The organism is Kribbella sp. CWNU-51 (assembly GCF_054073265.1).
On the sequence record NZ_JBSXMZ010000013.1, the window covers coordinates 25,498 to 46,823 of the forward strand.

The 21,326-nt window shown below is 67.3% G+C and carries 16 protein-coding genes and 1 tRNA gene; 7 read left to right on the forward strand and 10 right to left on the reverse strand.

Going from position 1 to position 21,326, the window contains the following annotated elements:
* The first annotated feature begins 46 nt into the window (after positions 1 to 46).
* A tRNA-Lys gene (locus ACXC9Q_RS17220) sits at positions 47 to 119 on the forward strand.
* Positions 120 to 458: 339 nt separating this feature from the next.
* Here ACXC9Q_RS17220 and nicT read toward each other — a convergent pair.
* Both nicT and ACXC9Q_RS17230 read right to left on the reverse strand, forming a co-directional pair.
* Complete coding sequence (gene nicT / locus ACXC9Q_RS17225) at positions 459 to 1,625, reverse strand: Nickel transporter NicT (RefSeq protein ID WP_457057516.1); 1,167 nt, start codon at positions 1,623 to 1,625, stop codon at positions 459 to 461.
* 118 nt (positions 1,626 to 1,743) lie between these two features.
* Entirely contained in the window at positions 1,744 to 2,157 is a 414-nt protein-coding gene (locus ACXC9Q_RS17230; protein WP_457057517.1) for a cupin domain-containing protein, read from the reverse strand.
* A 171-nt stretch (positions 2,158 to 2,328) separates the two neighbouring features.
* On the opposite strand from ACXC9Q_RS17230, the gene ACXC9Q_RS17235 reads away from it, so the two are divergent.
* Positions 2,329 to 3,447, forward strand: coding sequence for a DUF4331 family protein (locus ACXC9Q_RS17235; protein WP_457057518.1), 1,119 nt, complete (start codon positions 2,329 to 2,331; stop codon positions 3,445 to 3,447).
* On the opposite strand, the gene ACXC9Q_RS17240 is transcribed toward ACXC9Q_RS17235, so the two are convergent.
* Positions 3,448 to 6,291: a helix-turn-helix transcriptional regulator gene (locus ACXC9Q_RS17240; RefSeq protein WP_457057520.1), complete on the reverse strand. Its 2,844-nt coding sequence runs from the start codon at positions 6,289 to 6,291 to the stop codon at positions 3,448 to 3,450.
* A 178-nt stretch (positions 6,292 to 6,469) separates the two neighbouring features.
* Positions 6,470 to 9,283 (reverse strand): AAA family ATPase, encoded by a 2,814-nt coding sequence (locus ACXC9Q_RS17245; protein WP_457057521.1) that lies wholly within the window; start codon positions 9,281 to 9,283, stop codon positions 6,470 to 6,472.
* A 1,153-nt stretch (positions 9,284 to 10,436) separates the two neighbouring features.
* Here ACXC9Q_RS17245 and ACXC9Q_RS17250 point away from each other — a divergent pair.
* Positions 10,437 to 10,916, forward strand: coding sequence for an organic hydroperoxide resistance protein (locus ACXC9Q_RS17250; RefSeq protein WP_457057748.1), 480 nt, complete (start codon positions 10,437 to 10,439; stop codon positions 10,914 to 10,916).
* Positions 10,917 to 11,537: 621 nt separating this feature from the next.
* Here ACXC9Q_RS17250 and ACXC9Q_RS17255 read toward each other — a convergent pair.
* A complete protein-coding gene (locus tag ACXC9Q_RS17255; RefSeq protein WP_457057522.1) occupies positions 11,538 to 11,783 on the reverse strand; it encodes a hypothetical protein in 246 nt (81 codons plus the stop codon).
* 559 nt (positions 11,784 to 12,342) lie between these two features.
* Between ACXC9Q_RS17255 and ACXC9Q_RS17260 the strand changes: the two genes are divergently transcribed.
* The 3 genes from ACXC9Q_RS17260 (at position 12,343) to ACXC9Q_RS17270 (ending at position 14,311) form a co-directional block, all read left to right on the forward strand.
* A complete protein-coding gene (locus tag ACXC9Q_RS17260) occupies positions 12,343 to 12,897 on the forward strand; it encodes a COG4315 family predicted lipoprotein (protein ID WP_457057523.1) in 555 nt (184 codons plus the stop codon).
* 22 nt (positions 12,898 to 12,919) lie between these two features.
* Positions 12,920 to 13,183 carry a hypothetical protein gene (locus tag ACXC9Q_RS17265; protein ID WP_457057524.1) on the forward strand — a complete coding sequence of 88 codons (264 nt, stop codon included), beginning with the start codon at positions 12,920 to 12,922 and terminating at the stop codon, positions 13,181 to 13,183.
* A gap of 387 nt (positions 13,184 to 13,570) precedes the next feature.
* Positions 13,571 to 14,311 carry an AAA family ATPase gene (locus ACXC9Q_RS17270; RefSeq protein ID WP_457057525.1) on the forward strand — a complete coding sequence of 247 codons (741 nt, stop codon included), beginning with the start codon at positions 13,571 to 13,573 and terminating at the stop codon, positions 14,309 to 14,311.
* Between the two features lie 965 nt (positions 14,312 to 15,276).
* Here ACXC9Q_RS17270 and ACXC9Q_RS17275 read toward each other — a convergent pair.
* Positions 15,277 to 15,501, reverse strand: coding sequence for a hypothetical protein (locus tag ACXC9Q_RS17275; RefSeq protein WP_457057526.1), 225 nt, complete (start codon positions 15,499 to 15,501; stop codon positions 15,277 to 15,279).
* Positions 15,502 to 15,893: 392 nt separating this feature from the next.
* Between ACXC9Q_RS17275 and ACXC9Q_RS17280 the strand changes: the two genes are divergently transcribed.
* Positions 15,894 to 16,082, forward strand: coding sequence for a hypothetical protein (locus tag ACXC9Q_RS17280; protein ID WP_457057527.1), 189 nt, complete (start codon positions 15,894 to 15,896; stop codon positions 16,080 to 16,082).
* Here the strand turns inward: ACXC9Q_RS17280 and ACXC9Q_RS17285 are convergent.
* The 4 genes from ACXC9Q_RS17285 to ACXC9Q_RS17300 all read right to left on the reverse strand — a co-directional run bounded on the left by ACXC9Q_RS17285 (position 16,056) and on the right by ACXC9Q_RS17300 (position 21,280).
* A complete protein-coding gene (locus tag ACXC9Q_RS17285; protein ID WP_457057528.1) occupies positions 16,056 to 18,170 on the reverse strand; it encodes a dipeptide ABC transporter ATP-binding protein in 2,115 nt (704 codons plus the stop codon). The two genes, ACXC9Q_RS17280 and ACXC9Q_RS17285, sit on opposite strands and share 27 nt — an antisense overlap.
* Entirely contained in the window at positions 18,167 to 19,147 is a 981-nt protein-coding gene (locus tag ACXC9Q_RS17290; RefSeq protein WP_457057529.1) for an ABC transporter permease, read from the reverse strand. The genes ACXC9Q_RS17285 and ACXC9Q_RS17290 overlap by 4 nt, the downstream gene beginning before the upstream one ends.
* Positions 19,148 to 19,178: 31 nt before the next feature.
* Positions 19,179 to 20,108: an ABC transporter permease gene (locus tag ACXC9Q_RS17295; RefSeq protein WP_457057530.1), complete on the reverse strand. Its 930-nt coding sequence runs from the start codon at positions 20,106 to 20,108 to the stop codon at positions 19,179 to 19,181.
* Positions 20,109 to 20,218: 110 nt separating this feature from the next.
* A complete protein-coding gene (locus ACXC9Q_RS17300; protein WP_457057531.1) occupies positions 20,219 to 21,280 on the reverse strand; it encodes an Lrp/AsnC family transcriptional regulator in 1,062 nt (353 codons plus the stop codon).
* Between the last annotated feature and the right edge of the window lie 46 nt (positions 21,281 to 21,326).

Below are 21,326 nucleotides of genomic sequence, written 5' to 3' on the forward strand. Positions count from 1 at the left end.
TCCCCCGCCCCCCTGCTACGATCCTCATCGTTCGAAAGCACCACAAGCGCCGCTAGCTCAATTGGCAGAGCAGCTGACTCTTAATCAGCGGGTTCGGGGTTCGAGTCCCTGGCGGCGCACAAAAGCCCAGGTCACGCGAGTGTCCTGGGCTTCTTGATGTCCGCAGGTCGCCCTTTACTCGCCTCTTTGCCATCGCTGCCTCGGCGTCAGACCTCGGCGACCACTGATCTGCTGGCCCTCTGAGCATTCATCTGATCGTGACTGTGCGTCACATCACATCGCTTCGCATCGATTCGCCGCGGGTTGATCGTCTGGTGAGGTGGCGAGGCGAAGCTTGCCGGAGGCCTCGTATTGGCCTTCACACCATCGCCTACGTGTTCGCCGGCATGGGCATCGTCGCCACGATTCGTGCGCTCGCAGATCGAGCGCTCTCCTGCACAGCGAGGTGGGTACGCCGCTCAGCCTGCGAGGTGGTCTCGATTGATCGAGCTGGTTGTCGCCGGCTCTGGGGACCAGCGCTCCTCGATGTTGGCGAAGTGCCAGATCGCGAGCGCGAGGATCCACGCTGTCACGAAGAGGCCCACGATGCCGTAGCCGGCGTAGTCCAGAGGGATGGCTGCGACCGCGGCGACGGGACCGGTGGTGATGTTGCCCTGGTCGGCGATGACTCCGATCAGCTCGATCGTGCCGATGACGAGAGCAACCGTCACCGAGATGGTGGTGATGGTGAGGTTGTAGAAGACCTTGCGGACCGGACGGGCGAAAGCCCAGCTGTAGGCGGCGTTCATGAACACCCCGTCGACAGTGTCCATCAGGCACATGCCGGCGGCGAAGAGGATCGGTAGCACGAGGATCGAGTAGAAGGGCAGGCTGAAGACCGCGGCGCCGCCTGCGAGCACCAGGAGCCCGACCTCGGTGGCGGTGTCGAAACCGAGTCCGAACAGCACCCCGACCGGGTAGATGTGCCACGGCTTGCGTACGGACCGGGTCAGGCCGCCGAGGATTCGGTTCATGAACCCTCGCTTGTCGAGGTGAGCCTCGAGCTCCCGGTCGTCGTACCGGCCGCGGCGCATGTCGCGAAAGACGCGGAGGATGCCGAGCAGCACAACGGCATTGAGGATGCCGAGTATCCAGAGGAAGGCTCCCGAGACCGATGCGCCGACAACACCGGTGATCGAGTGAAGGCCGGAGTCACCGTGCTCGACCGGCCCCGCCAGAGCTTTCACCCCCGCCGACAGCAGGAGCGCCAGACCGAAGACGATGGTCGAGTGTCCGAGTGAGAACCAGAAGCCGACCGACAGCGGCTTAGGGGTACCAGGGGCGACGCCGGCCTGGTCCGCGAGGAGCTTGCGTGTCGTGTTGTCGACGGCGGCGATGTGATCGGCGTCGAAGGCGTGCCGCAGTCCGAAAGTGTAGGCGAGTACGCCGACTCCGACGGAGAAGACAGGGTGGTCGCCGCCGATGTGGTAATGCCGCGGCACGACGAGGCCGAACAGAACACCGAAGCCCAGTACGTGCAGGACCACGATGAACGCGGACATGCCGGCCAGGCTCCGCCAGTCGGTTCGGCCGAGGGAGCGGCGAAACCGGGAGAGTCCGGCGGCGTCGGTGCGGGGGTGTGGCATCGGTAGTTCTCCTTGTCTGGTGACGCTGATGAGCAGTGCTGGAGTCCCGCCCGAGCCGGCCGCCGACTCTTGTTCGAACAGCAGCCGGCCAGGGCGGAACGAAGGTCCGCGGATCGGTCTACGCGCCGAGGCCGGATGGATAGGCGTCGTCCCAGTTGCGCTGCTCGACATCGAGATCGAAGTCGCCGGCCGCCTCGAACGTCACGTGGGTCATCCCTTCGCCCGGGACGGCTCCGTGCCAGTGCCATGCGCCTGGCGGGTTGCTGATCACGTCGCCCGTGCGCACGACGTGTACGCCGTCGTCGTCGGCGACCACGCCGACTCCATCGACGATGACCAGGTGCTGACCGCCGACATGCTGGTGCGGCACCGTCCTGGCGCCCGCACCGAAGTGAACAGCCAGTGAGTCCAGACCAGGCAGCGCGCAGGGCAGACCCTGCACTCGTACGTCGTCTGGGTTGTTGAAGAGCGAGCGAAGCTGGTCCGGGACCGGATCGCCTGTCTGCCCTTTGGTGTTGCCGAACGCATCCATAATTCTTCCTCTGTCCTCGATGGGTGAGTGGGCGGCCGGATCATCGGTGTGTCCAGGCCGCCGAGATGAATCGAACGTAGGTCGCGAGCGAGGGCCAGGGCTTGAGTCATCCGACTGCACGTGGCCCGTTGCGACGCGCGGAGTCGAGATCGGCGACATCGAAGCAGTCGAATGACCCAAGCCGCGCGCGGCGCGAAGGCGTCACTGTGGCGGAGGCGGTTCGACCAGCTCGCCGTCGCCACATCCGTTACCTGGAAGGGAACCGACATGTCCCACCACCTCGACTCGCCGCTCGCTCGCAAGGACCCGCGGCTGAACATCACCGATCACTACGTCTTCGACTCGGGTTCCAGCACGGTCCTGATCATGAACATCCGGACGTCGCTCGCGGGTGACCCGGATGCGGACCCGTTCCACCCCGAAGCCCGCTACGAGTTCAAGGTCCACTTGGACGGCGACGAGCGGGAAGCCCTGACCTACCGCTTTGCCTTCGGCCCGACGGCGGACTCTGGACAGCCGTTCACCGTCGAGATGCTCACCGGCCCGGCAGCTCTGGACGACACCGGCAGCGGACCGGTGATCGCCCAAGGCGTCACCGGCGACATGCTGCAGACGACCGAGGGCGGTCAGGTGTGGACAGGAGAGGCGGTCGAGCCGTTCTTCCTCGACCTCAAGCAGCTCGACGTCGTCGATCAGACGGTCCTGCACGGCCAGGATGGTGACTTGACCCGGTGGGTCGCGGGCGTGGCGGAAGACACCTTCGCAGGGGCGACGGTCCGATCGATCGTGCTCACGGTGCCTACGGGCGCTGGTGCGTTCACCGCGGGGCGTCGCATCGCCACCTGGTGCACCAACAAACTGGCGACCGATGCCGGCGGCTGGCGACAGGTGGGACGGACCGCATTGCCGATGATCTGGCCGATCTTCCGGGACGCCGACTCCGACGAGGCGAGTCACTCCAACGAGACGCATCCCGCCGACGACGTCGCGCAGTACGGTCCGGTCATCTCTGGCCTGGTGGCTTCGGTGGTTCGTCGTCGAGGAACCTCTGATCGTCCCGAGATCTACGCCGCCGACGTCGTGAAGCGGATCGTTCCCGACCTGGTCCGGTACGTGGTGGGTACGCCGGCATTGTTCGGGTTCTCCGGTTTCAACGGCCGCCGGCTCACCGACAACACAGCGGAGGTCATGTTCTCGCTCGCGACGAACTCGGCCGTGACCAGCGGCCTGACCGCCGATCCGGGGCGCAGCCAGGACGTCTTCCCCTTCGTCGTCCCAGCGGCGCGCTGATCAGCCCAGCTCGTCGGGTACGGCGGTGGACAAGACGCCGGCGAGCTCCGAGCGCGAGCTGATGCCGAGTTTCGGGAAGAGCCGATAAAGGTGGGAGCCGATCGTCCGGTGCGAGAGGTAGAGACGCCGGCCGATCTCGCGGTTGCTCAATCCTTTCGCGGCGAGCTGCGCGATGCGGAGCTCCTGAGGCGTCAGGTGATCTCTCGCATCGGGTGTTCGGGGCATGCTCGTCTCTCCCGACGCACGGAGCTCCTGACGCGCCGCCTCAGCCAGCCCGCCGAACGCGAGGGCATCGAGGTTCTCCCAGGCGGCTCGAAGCGGCGCGCGGGAGTCGGCGCCTCGTCGCTGGTGGCGGAGCCACCGGCCGTAGTTGAGCAGCAGGCGTCCTCGGTAGCAGGGCCAGTCGGACAAGTCGGCGCTCAAGGCCGCCTGGTAGAGCTCCTCAGCCTTGTCGTCGGGCGAAAGAAGCGGCCTCGCGTAGCTGAGTGTGGCCCGCAGGAACGGTCCTGAGGTCGCGGCCGCCAGCGACTCGAGCTGTTCGAGGTACAGCCGTGCCTTGTCGATGTTCCCGGAGCAGGCCGCGGCTTCGACGAGGTCGGCGAGCGCCCAGGCGCCGACGAAGGGATGGTAGGCGATGTCCCTGCGGTCGAGTATCCGCCTCAGATGATCGAAGCCGACCGAGTACCGCTGGTGGGCGATGGCGTCGCGACCACGCGCGAACTGGACCAGCGAGAGCATCGCGTGCGGGCCGATCGGCAACAGCTCCTTCTCCGCTCGATCGGCGAGCGCGAGCGCGACCTCGGAGTCACCGCGCTCGCCGGCCAGGACCGCGATGGCAAGATCGGCGGCCAGCGCCCATCGAGCTTGGCCGGTCTCGCGGGCAAGCCGGGCGGCTTCGTCGGCCGCCGACAGGGCGAGTGTCTCCTTTGCGAGATGGATCGCAGCCCACGACTGGGAAACGAGCGCCTGGGCAAGCAACCCGAACCGGCCTTGCGCGCGCAGACCGTCGACGGCGCTGGTGAGGAAGCCCAGGGCGAGGTCGAACGCCCACACCGCGGACGCGGCCGCGCCGACGAGATGCAGAGCTACCGGGTCGCCGGTCGCATCCGGCGTCAGCTGCGAGATCCGGTCGATGACGAACGCGCCCTGCTTCACCGGATCGGCCCAGGCGAGAACCGCAAGCCGGGCAGGGTCATCCTCCGCGACCGGGAGACGTTCCACCGCGGCGACGACCAGATCGCGGGTCTCTTGCGTGGGATTCCCCCACCAGCAGCCCAGGGCGACCGCCAGGAGAGACTTCAACGCGTGCCCGTTCGCGGTTGTCATCTCGCTTGCCAACTCGGCAAGGGCCGCCAATCCGTCGGCGCTCGACCAGCTGTCCTGATCGCACGCTTCGAGCATGAACGTCAGCTGTGTCCGCTCCTCCTGCCCGAGCTCCAATGCCTTCGCCTCCGCAACATGCCTGCGGGCGAGATCCGAGCGCCCGATCTCGAACTCGATCTCGGCGGCACGAACCAGTAGGTGGCCGCGACTGGATGCGAGCTCAGTCAGCTGTGCCGCGCGTTCGAGCGCCGCTGCCGCCCACGCAGGTTCCCCTTGACGCAGCGCCCGTTGCGCGGCGGCTGTCAGGTCGGCGGCAACTTCCTCGTCGGGGCGCGTCAACTCCGCTGCCCGGTGCCAAACGCTCCGCTCCGGATCCGCCGCGCACGTCTCCGCCAGCGCTTGGTGGGCTGCCTGCCGCACCGAGAGCGTGGCCGTAGAGGAGATCGCCGCCCGCATGAGAGGGTGCCTGAACCGCGCAGCCTCACGGTTCACCGACACCAGCCCGGCCGCTTCCGCCGGGGCGAGGTCGTCCACCGTGACAGGGCGGTTCTCGACGAGCGACGCAGCCGCGAGGATCTCGCTGAGACCTGAGCCGTCGTCCAGTGCCGCGACCAGGAGGAGCGAGCGCGTCGCCGCAGGAAGCTCGGACACTCGACCGGCGAAGGCTCGCTCCAAGCGCCGTGTCAACGGCAGCGGAGCGGTGGTCGACAACCCACTGCGTTCCTTCGAGTCGAGGGCCCGCGGAAGCTCGACAAGCGCGAGCGGGTTGCCGCCTGCTTCGTTGAGCACGCGCCGTCGAAGCTCGGAATCAAGTCTGGGAGCGCCGGTGTCAAGAAGGGCCTTCGCGCTCGCGTCGTCCAGCGTTTCGAGTCGAAGCTCTCGCAAACCTGCGTCGTCGAGAAAGGTGGCGTACTCGTCCCGGACCGCGAAGAGGAAGACGATCGGCTCGGTGTCCACGCGTCGCGCCATGAAAGCAAGGACATCCCGGGTGGCGGCGTCGAGCCAGCGCACATTCTCGACAGCGAGAAGAAGCGGGGATTCGCGCGCTCGGTCCGCGACCACGTTCAGTGCTGCCAGCGCTACCAGGAAAGTGTCCGGCGTCGGCCCGCCACTCAGACCGAATGCGACCGACAGGGCCACACGCTGAGGCTCCGGGAGTCCGCTGACCTCATGCATGACCGGCCACAGCAGTCGTTGCAGGCCGGCGAAGGGCATCTGCGCCTCAAAGGGCGCTCCGGAAGTGCTGAGCACCGACATACCGAGCTGCTCCGCGCGTCTCTTCGCCTCGGCGAGCAGAGCGGACTTGCCAATACCGACCTCGCCCGTGATCAGGAGCGCTCCGCCATGACCGCCGAGGTTTTCGAAGAGATCGCTCAGCACCGCGAGCTCGCGGTCGCGACCGAACAGCTGGGTGACAAGACGTTCGGCCACCACCGGACCGATACCGCCGGTGCCGATGGCAGCGACAGGGACCAGGGCTCGATCGACGAGCGTGAGCGTCGCCTCTCTGCCTGTATGCATGCGGACCTCGCAAAGATTCTCTGGGTGTGGCTGCGTGACGACGTCACTGTCACCCTGGAGCGGTCCGCATCGCCCCCGGTAGGCCCCGGGGTCGATCCCCGGTCTTCCCGACGAGGGCATCAGGCGGTTCCGGCGGACCAGACAAATCCACTGACTCAGGCTGCGCACCTCGTCCTGGCTACGCCGACGAGGTGGAAGAGCCCGGATCTGGCAGCGCGCGGCGCAGTTGTCTGCGGGAGGTGATGCCGAGCTTGGCGAACACATGGCCGAGGTGCCACTCGACGGTGCGAGGACTGATGAACAGCTGGGCGCCGATCTCGGGATTCGTGAGATCGTCGCGAGCCAGCCGGGCGATCTGCGCTTCCTGTGCGGTCAGCTCCTCGGACGTCTCGGCCATCCGCTTGCGCACGGACTCGCCAGTGGCCAGCAGCTCTAGGCGGGCACGCTCGGCGAACCCATCGGCCCCGGCTCGGCTGAACATGTCATTGGCCCGGTGGAGCTGCCGGCGAGCGTCCACACGCCGGTTCTCGCGACGCAACCATTCGCCATACAAGAGGTGGGCTCGGGCGAGGTGCACGGCGATACGGCTCCGGCGGAGGCGCTCGATCGCCTCCCGGTAGAGCGCTTCGGCAGCGTGGCCGTCGCTCAGCAATGCCCGTGAGCGGGCCTCCATCCCGAGCGCCCAATCCGTGCCCACGGCGCAGGTTCGTTCCTCGAGTCGTCGCAGAGCGCCACTGCCGATCTCCAGATTGCCACTTCGCGCGGCCGCCTCGATCAATTCGACCAGCCCCCAGCCGAAGAGACCCAGATCATCTTGCTCGCAGGCCCGTTGGGCGGCAGCAAGCGAATCCTGGTAGCGGCCGAGACCGTTGTACAGCACTGCGGTCACGTATTCCGCCAAGGCGATCGCCCTTCCCTCACCCCTGCCTGTCGCATCCTCGACACTGGCCCGAACCAGCGCCAGTGCCTCAGCCTCCTGACCACGCCAGGCGGAGAGCACCAGGGAGGTGTACATCAGGCGGACGCCGGCGGTTGCTTTGGAGATCGCATCGGCCTCGTCGATCAGCTCCGCCGCGGCAGTGAACTCGCCGGCGTGCACGTGCACGCCGGCACGGTAGGTGAGCGCGATCGGCAGGACGGCCAGCGCGCCGGCATCGCGGGCCAGCTGCACCTGGCGGGTGGCCAGCTCGTGCCATGACTCGTCGTCCCACAGATCCGCGGCGATGCGGCACCCGAGCCAAAGCCAGCGGATGTGGTCCTGACTGCGGCCCTCCTCTCGGCGAAGTGCGTGCAGCCCTTCTTTGAGCGGGCGCACGCCTGCCGCGTAACCCTCGGTAAAGCGTGCCACCAGACCATCAAGGAGGAGATCGATCGCACGTGGCTGCTGCGGTGCGGGCGGCGCGGCGCGAGCGGCCTCGGCTGCCTCGACCACTCCGTGGCCGCTGCTGAGGCGACCGGCGAAGATCACTGCTCCGAGCGCTTCGAGGTACGTCTCACGCGCCAGCTCCGGGTCCAGCGTCTTGAGGTGTTTGGCGGCGCTCAGCAGTAGCGGCGGAGCGTCGTTGCCGCGTCGCAGTGAGAACGCCAACTCCGCGCGCAACCGCTCCAGCCCAGCGCGTCGGACGTCATCGAGCGGTCCGATCTCGGCCGTCGCCAGCAACGCCTCGGCCTCATCCGGCGCGGCCGCCTCGAACTTGGCCTGGGCGGCGGCGAGTGCACGCGCTCCCCTGCGCGCAGGGTCCGGCGTGAGCTCGGTCGCTCGTTCCAGGAACGCGGCCGCCGCTGCCGCGCCGCCGCGGGCCCGCGCCCGGTCGGCAGAGCGCTCCAGTTCGTCGGCCACCACCTCGTCGGGCCCCGAGGCCGCACGGGCACGATGCCACGCGCGACGATCGGGATCGACCTCCGGATCGGTCGCCTCAGCCAAGACCCGATGCACAGCTTGCCGGTCCGCCAATGACGCGGGCCGGTAGATCGCCGAGCGGACGAGCGGATGACGGAACCTGACCCGGGCGCCGAGTTCGACCAACCCCGCGGCCACGGCCGACGCGGCCGCGCCGGCATCGATTCCCTGCAGTTCGGCCGCACGCCACAACAGCGTCGCATCGCCGATCGGCTCAGCGGCTGCGGTGAGCAGAAGCAGTTGTGTGTCGCGCGATAGTGATTGGAACTGCCGGTAGAAGCTCTGTTCGATCCGACTCTCCACTGGCTCCCTGGCCGGCAGACCGAAGCCGCCCGCGAGCTCCGTCGGCGTCAGCCCTCGGGGCAACTGCAGCAAAGCCAACGGGTTACCGCGCGTCTCGGACACGATCCGGTCTCGCACCCGGTGGTCGAGGCGTCCACGAATCGCTGATGCCAAGACCAGGCGGGCGTCGCGTTCGCCGAGCCCGTGGACCTTCAGCTCTGGCAGGCCGGTCAGCTCGGGTTCGTTGCCGGGCTCACGTACGGCGAACACCAAGGCCACAGGATCGGCCTTGACGCGTCGCGCAACGAACGCAAGAGACTGTACGGAGGCCCTGTCGAGCCACTGCACGTCGTCGATCAGACAAGCCAGTGGCTGTTCTTCCGCCACACCGGCCAGCAGACCCAGGACGGCAAGGCCGACGAGGAAGCGATCCGGAGTGTCGCCCCGTTGCAGTCCGAATGCGACGCGCAGCGCATCCCGTTGTGGCACCGGTAACTCCTCGACACGATCGAGCATCGGCGCACAGAGTTGGTGCAGGCCGGCAAACGCGAGTTCCATCTCCGACTCGACGCCGACGACTCGTGCGACGCGGAAACCCGACGCGCGCTCGACCATGAAGTCGAGCAGCGCCGACTTGCCGCAGCCGGCCTCGCCGCGCAGGAGCAGCACGGCGCTCCGACCCGAGTGCACTGCGTCCAGCAGTCCGGCCAGTGTCTCGCACTCGCTGCGCCGCCCATATAAGACGGACAGCGAGGGACCTCTCGACACGCCCATGATCGATGGTAGGGACCGCGTCCACTCGATTGACAAGGCGGCGCAGCGTAGGCGCCTTCGCTGCGGCGATGGGAGAGGGCGCAGCGAAGTTCGCCGTACCTGCGTGGGCCATCCAAGAGCTGGGATAGGAAGAGGGTGCGACGCTACTCCGCCGGGGGGAGGTCTTCCGCCGGATGCATGGTTCGCAGTACCGAGTCCGGCCGTAGTCGGTGTTGCCCGCGCTGGTGGTGCGACGGCGACTCTGCATGACGCTGGGGCCGTATTCGCCCATTCGGGAGCTGACTATGCATCTCGACGATGTGGTCCGAACCCGCGGTTCCAGATACGTCACGCCCGCGTCGTCGGCTCCCCGCCGAGTGTGGTGTGGGATGAGCTGCCGCGAGTCACACTGTCGGCGCTCCCCTTGGGGTGGGCACTCGCGGCCGCGCGGCTGATGCCTGCCCGGCTCTCCGGCAGGAAGCATCAGCCGTTGGCACGACGCTCCTTTCTCGACGTCACGCCCATCCCGGTTCTGTTCTCCCGGCGACCCAATGTTGTGATCTCGGCAGGTCTCAGCCAAGCGTGGCGCCTATTGGAGGGATCGACGCCCCCGCCTCAGGACGCTGCGGCTTTGCGACCCTGGTCTGAGCCTGGCTGGATCAAGGTCGGGATGGAGTTTCGCTTCGAACCAGACCGTGTTGGCACACTGCTGACCACCGAGACTCGTGTTCTCGCGACAGACCGGAGTCACAACGGGCCTTCGCCAGGTACTGGTTCTTCATCCGCCCGGGCAGTAGTGCGATTCGCGAGGTACTGAGAACTGTTGCGCGCCGCGTGGAATCCCCGGCCGGATGATGTCCGCTTGGCCCAACGAAGGACGAGCCGACCACAACACCCGTCAGCCGGTGTCGAACGGCGAACGTCTGCGATACCACCGAGACCGGCGGCCACTGGTCGTAGCGATTCAGACGAAGACACCCTAGTCCGGTCCGCGTGCTCTCTCGTGGCCACCGGGCGCTCCGCCGGGGCAACGACCCGGGTCTTCACTGGGGCGACGGGCCGTACGACGGACGACAGTTGTCGTACGAATCATCCACTGCAGGCAGAGGAGCCAATGATGACGCAGCAGATCGAGGGCTACGGCTCATCGGCGATCTCCGCACCGCGGATGTCAGGCGAGAACATCCACGCAGCAAAGGAAGGTCACGAAATGTCGGTCATTCCGTTGAGACGAATCCTCTACACCGCCGAGGCGATCACCGAAGGCGGCCGGTCCGGGCACGGCCGCACCACTGACGGCCGCCTGGAAGTCGAGCTTGCGGTGCCCGAGGACATGGGAGGCAAAGGCGGCCCAGGCACCAATCCCGAACAGTTGTTCGCAATCGCCTACGGCGCCTGCTTCCAATCGACCATGCTGGCAGTCGCCCAGGGGCGCAAGCTCGATGCCGGCGACTCCCGGTTCACCTCCCGGGTCGACATCGGCCCGACTGGACACGGCGGCTTCGGCCTTCGGGTCGCCCTGGATGTCCACGCACCGCACCTCGCGCCTGCCGAGGCAGCACGCCTGATGGCCGAGGCGGACCAGCGTTGCCCCTATTCCAATGCCACCCGCGGCAACATTCAGATCATGCTCACCGTCGACGGCACGCCGATCGAGAAGGTCGTCAAGAACGACCAAGGCGCTGCGTAAACGAGGTTGGCGTGACGGGCTGTCCGGTGAACGGGGCCACCGGACGAACCTGCCGAGCGGCGATGCCAGGGCTTCGGCACCGAGGTCCAGCCTGTCACTGCGCGCGCCCGCCTCGACCAGCTCGGTCATGCCCAGCCAAGTAGACCGAGATCATCTTCCGCGGCGGCCAACTCGCCGGCATGCACGTGAACGCCGGCGAGATAGTCAGCGCAAGCGGGAGGGCAGTCAGCGCGCCCGGCATCGGGTGAGCCGAACCTGGATGCGTGCCAACTGGTGCCACGACTCGTCGCCCCACAGATCCGGGGCGATGCGACACCCCAGCCACAGCCATCGGATGTCGTCCTGACTGCGATACTCCTCCTCGCGCAACGGTCGCCGGAGCGGTTACATGCCCGCCGCATGACCCTCGGCGAACCGTCTGATCAGACCATCGAGGAGGAGATCGATCGCAGGTGCTGGCTGCGGTGCGCGGCACGGGGCACGCGGCGTCAGCCGCCTCCCCCACACCGCCGCCTTGACTGAGGCGGCCGGCGAAGATGGCCGCTCCGAGCGCTTCGAGGTACGTCTCACGCGCCAGCTGCGGGGCCAGCGCCTTGAGGTGTTCGGCTGCGTTGAGCGTAGTCATGGAGCATGGTTTCCGCGTCGCAGCGAGAACACCAACTGCGCGCGCAGCCGCTCCAGCCCGGCCTGCCGAAGGTCGTCGAGCGGTCCCAGCTCGGCCGTCGCAAGCAGCGCTTGAGCCGAGGCCGGCACGGGCTCCCCGGCGCACACGATCGGGCGTGGGCTCGGTCGCTCGTTCCAGGAACGCGGCCGCCGCGACCGAGCCGCCGCGAGCACGCGCCCGGTCGGCCCAGCGCTCCAGCTCATCGGCCACCGCCGCGTCGGGCTCTCGCGCCGCTCGGGCGAGATGCCACGCGCGGCGATGGGGATCGATCGCCGGATCGACCAGGCACGCGAGTGGCTGTTCCTCCGCCGCGCCGGCCAGCAGACTTAGGACGGCAAGACCGATGAGAAAGCGACTCGGTACGTCGCCCTCTTGCAACCCGAAGGCGACGCGCAGCGCATCGCGTTGTGGAACCGGCAACCGCTCGACCCGGTCGAGCATCGGCGCACAGAGCTGATGCAGTCCGGCATAGGCAAGCTCCATTTCGGACTCGACGCCCACGACTCGTCCAACACCGAACCCGACGCTCGCTCGGACACGAGTCCAGCAGCGCCGACTTGCCGCAGCCCGCCTCGCCGCGCAGCGCCAGGACCGACCGCCAACCGGTTTGGCAAGGTTCACGACGCCCTGTCCGTTCGTGCCCTGGTCAGGCGGACCCGGTATCCACCCAGGGACCTACCGGGGGCGACTGCGGGCGATTGTCCGCGAGCGTGGATCCGTCAGCACAACAGCTCACGACCAGCTCACCCGTAGGAGCGATACATGATCACCGATCGGAACTCTGAGACGAACCACCGCCGGCACTTGCAGATCGCAGCGACTTCCTTCGCAGCCGCCGTCTTCGCACTCGCCGCGGCCGCCTGCGGCAGCGCTCCCGGCGACTCTGCCGGATCCGATCCGATGCCGTCGGCGACCGGCGACGCAGTCAGCGCGCAGCCCACCGCTCTGGGCACCATCCTGGTTGACGGCCAGGGCCGCACTCTGTACCAGTTCGCCAACGATATGACCAACAAGTCGACGTGCGCCGATGCCTGCGCGGCCAACTGGCTCTACGCTCCGGCCCCGGACTCGCTGCCGACGTCCCTACCCGGCGTCACCGGCACGCTCGCCACGACCACCCGCGACGATGGCCACCACCAGTTGAGCGTTGCGGGCCACCCTCTTTATACCTTCGTCGGCGACTCCACCCCCGGCCAGACCAATGGTCAGGGCATCAATCTCAACGGCGGCGTGTGGACTGTCGTGTCCCCGGCCGGCGCGCCCCTGACGAACCCGAGCCCGGCCGGCGCACAGAGTCCCGCCCTACCCGGCTACTGAGACGGACAGACAAGGCGTTGTCATGAATACCACAGCACACCCTCCCCAGGACGTCCTCATCCCAGCCCGGCAGGTGTCACCGTTGAGCGTGACGGACCGCACCTACGATCTCAGCGAGATTTGCGCCCGCTGCGGGCCCAGCACTCAGGCCCAGTTCAAGTGGGTGTTCCCGCAGATCAGCGAGCTCACCAAGGAGCACCACGACCTCTATCTCTGCGCACATTGCTCCCAGCTGGGTGAGCGACGGCTCCTCACCACCAGCATCCTCTACGTGGATCGCACATGAAGGGCGCGCTCACCGTCGCTGCGCCGACTCTCGCCCTCGCAGGCGCTGCCGTCGCCTGCGGGAACGGTGGCAGTGTGAGAAGCAACGGCCCAAACGCGTGGCGACATTGCCGTCTGGCTGTCCAACGGTGCCGAGGAAGTGGCCTGGGGCAAGCAGATGGTGGTGGCCGGGAGCGCTGCCCACGCGGACCAGAAGGTCATCGCCCAGGAGATCCCGACCGGGAAGAGCTCCGGGAGGTCATCGGCGCCGCGATCGCCGCGGCAACGCGCCGTGCCTGATCTTCAACACCTCGCCGGCGGCTCGGGATAGCAACTCGCGCCGGCCAGACCACTCAAACGTCGTGAGGCCTACGCTCGGCGGCTCAACGCCTCTGCCTCCTTCACCCACGTGGACGTCCATCATCAAGGCGATCTCGCCAGCATCGGCGATGAACTACGGGCGCTCCTCAACTGCCCAGAGTCCTTCGAGTCAGCGTTCAGCAGGGACGGCATCGCGGCATATCTGCTCGATCAGCAGCCGAAGGATCCGCGGTTCCCGAAGGAGGTGCGCAGGTTCAGGGCATCACTCATCGACCTGGTTCAAAGGGGCACCGACTCCGATATCGGGCGATCCACCAAGGTGGACGCCCGCTTCTGCAATCGCCTTACGAACGCCGACACTTTCGACCTGGTCACCGACATCATGCTCTGGTTCCCAGAGGACCTCGTCGCGGTCCGATACCGTCCATCCGAGGGAGCCAACCTGATTCCTGTCGATCAAGGATCCCCCGGTCAAAAGACAGCGGCTCTCCTCACCGTCATCCTTCAGACGGGAACCGATCCACTCCTGCTCGATCAGCCGGAGGATGACCTCGACAACAAGCTCATCAAGCGTCTCGCAGTCGAGACTCTCAAGAACATCAAGACCCGTCGACAAATTGTCGTCTCGACCCACAACGCCAACATCGTCGTCACATCGGCTGCCGAGAATATCCTTGTGCTCCAGCACGGAGAGCACCTTCCCCGAATCGAAGCCGAAGGCACACTCCAAGTCGAGGAAGTCAAAGCCAACGTTTGCGAGATCCTTGAAGGTGGCGAAGACGCCATCAAGACCCGGTGCCGCCGCCTGGTCGGGCCTGCCAACGTCTGACCTACTCCGCCATCTCTCATGTCCGAAGTCCTCCAGAACCAGCCGATCCTGAATACCGCAACAGCCAACTGTGCCTCACACCCCACAATCAACGCGTCTGGTGGCGCTCAAGGAGTAGCTCCGGCCGGCCCTCCTGCCGGTGTCGTTACCTGCCGTATCGAGCACCACCTTCGCCCCCCGAACCGCCTCGTGGCCAGGCATCATCCGTACACCGGTGCGTTTCTGTCGCCTGTGTCGGCGTCTGGAACCTGGTCATGTGTCGCCTAGGCGAGTAGTCGGACTCAGCTGCGGTTCGCCACTCAACGCAACCGTGATTGCCCCTGGCACCGAATGATCTGTCGACGCACGATCGCCATCGGTCACCCCTTTACGCACCTGAATCAATGCGTGCCGCTGTCCAAGCGCGAAAAGCGTTGCACAGCCTTGTCCAGGGATCTCACAGGTCACGAGGGTTTTCGCCAAACATCAGCAACCAGCAGTCATTCTCGGCTGTAAATCAGCGGGTTCGGGGTTCGAGTCCCTGGCGGCGCACAAAAGCCCAGGTCACTAGAGTGCCCTGGGCTTCGTTGTGTCTCCCGCACACTCAAAACGCACTCAATTGCGATGGTGCTTCAAGTCGCATCCGCCCCAGTCCCTGACCGGAGACCATCAGGCCACCTCGTCGGTGTTCATCTGATCGTGACTATGCGTCACATCACACCGTTTCTCATCGTTGCCGTGTTCCCGGACTCGCCGCCTTGGCCAGCTTTGAGCTTCCATGGTGGCGGAGTCCACGCTGCGTTTACGAGCCCAGTCGCCCAGCCCATCGCCCGGGTCTGGGATCGTGCGTTCGAGGATCTGCGCTCGTGCGATCCGGCCGCTCCGGCACAGTCCGGCGATCATTCGCCCGTACGCCGCCACGCGCCCATCCTGTTCATCGGAGTTGTGCAGCAAGTGCGCGGGGCCCTCGATCCTCGCGACTGCGATCAGCCGCGGCGGAGTGGATCGTGAACTGCGCCGATGGAGGATCGCGTGTCCAGGATCCGCAGCGAACTCGCTTCTCCGGGCAGCTGCAGGTAGCCATGCCGGCGAGAGGTGAGCACATTGGCCCGGTACGACTGGTCCTTGCGCCAGGTGCGGATGGAATGGACGACATGCAGGACAACCCAGCGGTACGCCGGCAATCCCTCCAGCCGACCGAATGCGATCATGCCGCAGAGGAGCGCCGAAGCCAGCCCAACGAGTCGCTGGGGCGCAGGCTAGCCGGCGAGCAGCGACAACGCGGACAAGACGACCCCTCGCTCGTAGCGACCGCGATCGCTGTTGGTCCTGAGTCTGCGCCTGTGGTCGGCGGCGATGCTGCTGGTACGGGCTGGGCCTCCGTATCCAGGTAGCCTTGCGGATCCGGTGCGTTCGCCGAATCCGACGCGTGGTGGGATGTCTCGCTCGAGTCATCGCGGCCACCGCCCGTCGACTGGCCATCAGAGACCTCGTCGCCGACGACCGGTGACGGCTCGTCGTTGTCGGAGCCGCTGAAGTCACCCGCCGCCCACTGCTGAACGCGTTCGAGCTGGTCCTTGCCTGCCTCGACTGCCGCTGCTCCATGTTGCGCACGATCGCGGTCGGCCGGTCCCCGCGCGGGCCGGTGGCCCAGTTCGCCGACGGCAACTTCACCACCGCAGTGACCCACGCCGCGGCCCGCACGGTCGTACTGGTCGAACCCGGCAAAAGCGCCGTACCGGTTGCCAGCCTGATAGCTGCGTCGCTAGGCGAGCGACGGACGGCCGCCTAGTCCCGCGGCAGCGTCGGGCACCCCGATGGTGAGCGGGTAGTGGCAGGCAACCGCGTGTGGGCCGTCTCGCTGGTCCAGAGCCGGCTCTTCCCGCGCGCACAGATCGGTGGCGAACGGGCAGCGGGTCCGGAACCGGCAGCCGGAAGGTGGATCGATCGCCGAAATGATCTCGCCGGACAAACCGGCCTTCCGCTGCTCGGCCCGCAGGCCCGGGTCAGGAATCGGGACGGAAGCGATCAGGCCCGCCGTGTACGGGTGTCGAGGTGCCGCATAGACCTGCGCGCTTGGTCCGAGCTCCACCAGCTTGCCCAGATACATGACGCCGATCCGGTCCGACAGGTACCGGAGCAGGGACAGATCGTGCGAGATCACCACGTAGGTGAGGGAATAGGCGGCCTGCAGCGAGCGCATGAGGTTCAGGATCTGTGCCTGGATGGAGACGTCGAGCGCCGAGACCGGTTCGTCGGCGACCACCACCTTGGGCCTCAGGACGAGAGCGCGGGCCATGGCGATCCGCTGGCGCTGACCACCGGAGAATTCGTACGCCCGCCGCTCGCCTGCCGTGCGAGGCAGGCCGACAGCGTCGATCAGCTCCATCACCTTGGCACGTCGCTCTGCGCGGTCGCCGAGGTGCTGGACGGCGAGCGGCTCGGCGATCAGGTCGGCGACGGTCATCCGCGGATCAAGCGCGGCCGCCGAGTCCTGGAACATCAACTGCAGGTTCCCGGCCCTGGCTCGTTGCCCGGCCCGGGTCAGCCGGTTGATGTCCCGGCCGTCGAACCGGACCACGCCGCTGGTGGGCTGCTCGAGACCGACGATCATCCGGCCGACCGTCGTCTTGCCCGATCCGGACTCGCCGACGATCCCCAGCGTCTCGCCCTCGAGCACCTCGAGGCTGACGTCCGAGACCGCGTGCAGTACGCGCCGGGCCCGGAACGCTTCGGGACTCTTGATCCGGAACTGCTTCACGACCGATTCGAGCATCACCAGTGGCCGGCCCGGCCCGCGGTCCGACCGGGGCCTGGCAGGCTCCTCTGCGTAAAGATGCTCGTCGACGGCGTCGGTGAGTTCCGTCGGGCGGGGGTGAAAACAGGAATGCGTGTGGCCGACCGCCACCCGCACGGACTCGGGGTCCTCGGTCCGGCACTCGTCGGTGGCGAACCGGCACCGGGGGGCGAACCGGCACATCGGTGGCAGTGCGATCAGCTGTGGTGGCAGTCCCGGGATCGAGGCCAACGGGCGGCCCGAGTCCAGCTCCATCGTCGGCATCGACTCGAACAACGCCTGGGTGTAGCGATGCCGGGGTGCGGCGAACAGCTCGGTGGTCGGCGCCTCTTCGACGATCCGGCCGCCATACATGACCGCGACCTTGTCGGCGTGGCGGGCGATCACGCCGAGGTCGTGGGTGACCAGGATGATGCCCATGCCCAGCCGGTTCTTCAGCTCGTCGAGCAGTTCCAGGATCTGTGCCTGGATGGAGACGTCTAGCGCGGTGGTCGGTTCGTCCGCGATCAGCAGCCGCGGTTCGCACAGCAGCGCGATCGCGATCATCGCCCGTTGCCGCATGCCGCCGGACAGCTGATGCGGGTAGTCCCGCAGGCGCTCCTTCGGCCGCGGCATCCGGACCAGCGAGAGGACCTCCTCCGCGCGGAGGTCGGCCGCGGCGACCGAGGCCCCGGGACGGTGGATGCGGTACGCCTCCCGGAGCTGGCTGCCGATCGTGCGGGTGGGATTGAGCGACGTCATCGGGTCCTGGAAGACGGCGGCGATGTGGTCGCCACGCAGCCGGCGGAGTTCGTTCGGGCTCAGTGTGGTCAGCTCGCGGCCGTCGAATTCGATGGACCCGCCAACGATCGAGCCGCCGGTGGGCAGCAGTTGCAGTACCGACATCCCGGTCATCGTCTTGCCCGAACCGGACTCGCCGACCAGGCCGACGGTCTCGCCGGTCCGGACCGAGAAGGTGACGCCGTCCACCGGGCGGACAACGCCGTCCGGGGTGCGGATCTCGACCCGCAGGTCGCGGATGCTGAGGACGGTCTCGCCGAGGCCGCCGGGCGGGGCGGGGACGACAGTGGATGGTGCGGTCATGCTTGCTCCTCACGGGCCGTCGTACGACGGGATGCGTCGGCTGAAGCGTGATCTGATGTCTCGGCAGGCGCCACGGGCAGGCTGGTCCGAAGGCCGCGGAACGCGCGGAATCTCGCCAACGCCCGTCGTCCGCCCGGGTCGAGCAACGTCATCACCCAGTCCCCGGCGAAGTTGGCGACCAGGATCGTGACCGTGATGGCCAGGCCGGGGAAGGTGGACAGCCACCAGGCGGTGGACAGGCTCGTGGCGCCGGCGGCGAGGTCGCTCCCCCAGTCCGGGCTCGGCAGCTGTACGCCGAGGCCGAGGAAGCTCAAGGTGGTCGCGGTCAGGACCGCCCAGCCGATCGCGCTACTGATCATCACCACCACCTCGGTGACGAGGTTGGGCAGCAGGTGCCGGATCGCGGTCCGCAGGCCGGAGGAGCCGAAGATCCTGGCGGCCTGGACGTACTCGATCGAGCGCAGCTTGCGCACCGACGCTTCGACGATGCGGGCGAATCCGGGGGTGTAGGCGACGCCCAGGGCCAGGATGATGCTCTTCAGCCCCGCCCCGATGGTCGCGATCAGGATCAGCGCGATCAGCAGCACCGGCAGGGCGAGCAGTACGTCGACGATCCGCATCACCAGCACGCTGATCGGCCGCGGCGCCATCCCGCCGATCAGGCCGATCGCCACCCCGGCGAGGGTCGCGAGCAGGACGCCGCCAAGGCTGGCTACGAGCACCGGCCTGGCCCCGAAGATCACTCGGCTGTAGACGTCCCGTCCGAGCTGGTCGGTCCCGAACAGGTGAGCCGTCCCGGGTGGCGCCAGCGAGTCGTCGCCGTTGCTCAACGGATTGGTGTGCGCGAGCAGTCCGGGATGCACGAGCAGCACCACGAATCCGAGCAGAACGATCATCATGACCGCCGAGATGACGGTCCCGCCGTGACGGCTGCGGGTGCCGCGACGGGCGGCCCGGGTGATGGAGATGGTGGTCATCAGAATTCTCCTGGGGACAGGCGGCCGGCGGTCATGACGTGGTGCTCAGCTGGGTGCGCGGATCGATGGCACCGACGGCGAGATCGACGACCAGGTTGATGACGATGTAGCTGAGCCCGACCAGCACGATGGCTCCCTGCACCACGGGGATGTTCTTCGAGGTGATCGACGTGGCCAGGAAGCTGCCGACTCCGGGTCGGCCGAAGATCACCTCGGTCACCGCGGCACCGGTGAGGATGTTGCCGAACTGCAGGCCGATCATCGTGACGGCCGGGATCGAGGAGTTGCGGAACACGTGCGCCAGCAGCACCCGTAGCTCCGAACATCCCCGGCCCCGGGCCGACTTCACGTAGTCGCTGCGGTACTCGTCGATGACCCGGCCGCGGATCAGCCGGGTGAGGATCGCGGCGTACCCCCAGCCCAGGGAGATCGCCGGGAGCACCAAGCCGGTGGAGCTGCCGTTGTCGATCGCCGGCAGCCAGTTGAGGTGGAAGGCGAAGACCAGCACCAGGAGCAGGGCCAGGAAGAAGTACGGGATCGCGACGCCGAGAAACGACACGAACCGGGCGATGTTGTCGAGCACGGAGTTGGGCCGGAGACCGGCCACCAGCCCGAGGGGAACGCCGATGACGACGGCCACCAGCATCGCCGCACCGGTGAGGGCGAGGGTGCTCGGCGTCCGGGAGACCAGCTCATAGGTGACCGGGTTATGGGTGACGTAGGAGGTCCCGAGATCGCCGTGCAACAGGTCACCGGCGAAGGTGAGGTACTGGTGCCACAGCGGCTGGGTCAGACCGAGCTGGTCACGCAGCTGGTCGATCTGCTCCGGGCTCGCGTTGGAGCCGAACAGCATGGCCTGTGCCGGATCGCCGGGGACCAGGTGGATCAGCAGGAACGCGATGATCGTGACGCCGAAGATGACGGGGATCGAGGCAAGCAGGCGGCGGAGTACGAAGGACATAGAGGATTTTGTAGCCCCGTATTGTCACGCCCAGATTTCCAGGCGTCCTGCGATCACGGGTTTCCGGCCGGTCGCAAGCTTCGGAGTCGAGCTTGTTTTGGCGGATATCTTCAGCGGCCGTCGGGATCGTCCGGGTGTTCCAGCCGGTCGTCCCAGATGTTGATCGGCACCACACCGACGGCGCGGCCGTTGGTGTCCAGCAGGCGGCCCATCCGCTTCACCGTCCGCAGCACGACGAGGCGGTCGATGATGCGGACCTGCGGGAGCCGGCTGGCGATCGCCAGCTCGAGCCGGTGCACCTCCTCGACGGTCTGCAGCCACGCGCACAGCAGCATGCTGGGAGCCGACGACACCGTGGCACACAGCCGCACCTGCCGGATCTGCGAGATCGTCCTGGCCGCCCCAGGGAGCCCTTCGACGGGCGCGTCAGCCCAGAGGTACACCTGCACCGGAGACCCTGACAGCTCGGCGGCCACGTCGGTCCGGGGAAGCAGCATGCCGCTGCGCAACAGCCCGGCGACATGTCTGCGCACTGTCGTCGGGCTGAGGTCCGTTGCGGCCGCGAGGTCCGCGTACGACGCTCGTCCGTCGACGGTCAGGAGTCCCGCGAGCCGCTGCACGTCCGGCGTCATCGTGACCGCCTCGTCGCCGCGGTCCGGCTCGGGTTTCGGCCGGGACCGCTCGAGCACGGAGACAGCCTCCTCGGGAAGATCGACCAGCCTCCAGCGGGATCCCTCGGTGTAGATCTGGGTGGCGATCCGCGCCCTGCTCCTCAGCACGTTCTCCATCGCGCCGAGATGATCCAGCAGGTAGTGCGACAGCATCTGCAGGTTCGCCGCCGCGATGGTGAGCATGATGTCCGCGGTGCCGGTGGTGATCTCGACCGTCACGACCAACTCGTGCCGCGAGAGCTCGGCCGCCACCTCGATCCGCTTGCCCGGCAGGCAGTCGACCTCCACGTAGGCAACGCACTGCTCGGCGCGCCGGCTCATCCCGGGGGCCGCCGTGACCCACGCGACCCCGCTGGCACTGATCCGGTCCCAGCGGCGCGCGGCCGTGATCCCGCTGATCCCGAGAGCCTCGCCGATATCGGTCCACGGCGTGCGCGGACCGACCTGGAGGGCTCCGATGAGCTCCCGGTCGTCAGGGCTGAGAATGGCGGATTCCTTCACAAGATCCCCGATCGTGAATGAAATCAAGCACGAAACCACAATGTAA

What these genes read in the sequence shown, in the direction of transcription:
- nicT (WP_457057516.1), bottom strand. Translation starts at nt 1,625, where the DNA reads ATGCCACACCCCCGCACCGACGCCGCCGGACTCTCCCGGTTTCGCCGC.
- ACXC9Q_RS17230 (WP_457057517.1), bottom strand. Translation starts at nt 2,157, where the DNA reads ATGGATGCGTTCGGCAACACCAAAGGGCAGACAGGCGATCCGGTCCCG.
- ACXC9Q_RS17235 (WP_457057518.1), top strand. Translation starts at nt 2,329, where the DNA reads ATGACCCAAGCCGCGCGCGGCGCGAAGGCGTCACTGTGGCGGAGGCGG.
- ACXC9Q_RS17240 (WP_457057520.1), bottom strand. Translation starts at nt 6,291, where the DNA reads ATGCATACAGGCAGAGAGGCGACGCTCACGCTCGTCGATCGAGCCCTG.
- ACXC9Q_RS17250 (WP_457057748.1), top strand. Translation starts at nt 10,437, where the DNA reads ATGTCGGTCATTCCGTTGAGACGAATCCTCTACACCGCCGAGGCGATC.
- ACXC9Q_RS17255 (WP_457057522.1), bottom strand. Translation starts at nt 11,783, where the DNA reads ATGAGCTGGAGCGCTGGGCCGACCGGGCGCGTGCTCGCGGCGGCTCGG.
- ACXC9Q_RS17260 (WP_457057523.1), top strand. Translation starts at nt 12,343, where the DNA reads ATGATCACCGATCGGAACTCTGAGACGAACCACCGCCGGCACTTGCAG.
- ACXC9Q_RS17265 (WP_457057524.1), top strand. Translation starts at nt 12,920, where the DNA reads ATGAATACCACAGCACACCCTCCCCAGGACGTCCTCATCCCAGCCCGG.
- ACXC9Q_RS17275 (WP_457057526.1), bottom strand. Translation starts at nt 15,501, where the DNA reads ATGATCGCATTCGGTCGGCTGGAGGGATTGCCGGCGTACCGCTGGGTT.
- ACXC9Q_RS17280 (WP_457057527.1), top strand. Translation starts at nt 15,894, where the DNA reads ATGTTGCGCACGATCGCGGTCGGCCGGTCCCCGCGCGGGCCGGTGGCC.
- ACXC9Q_RS17285 (WP_457057528.1), bottom strand. Translation starts at nt 18,170, where the DNA reads ATGACCGCACCATCCACTGTCGTCCCCGCCCCGCCCGGCGGCCTCGGC.
- ACXC9Q_RS17290 (WP_457057529.1), bottom strand. Translation starts at nt 19,147, where the DNA reads ATGACCACCATCTCCATCACCCGGGCCGCCCGTCGCGGCACCCGCAGC.
- ACXC9Q_RS17295 (WP_457057530.1), bottom strand. Translation starts at nt 20,108, where the DNA reads ATGTCCTTCGTACTCCGCCGCCTGCTTGCCTCGATCCCCGTCATCTTC.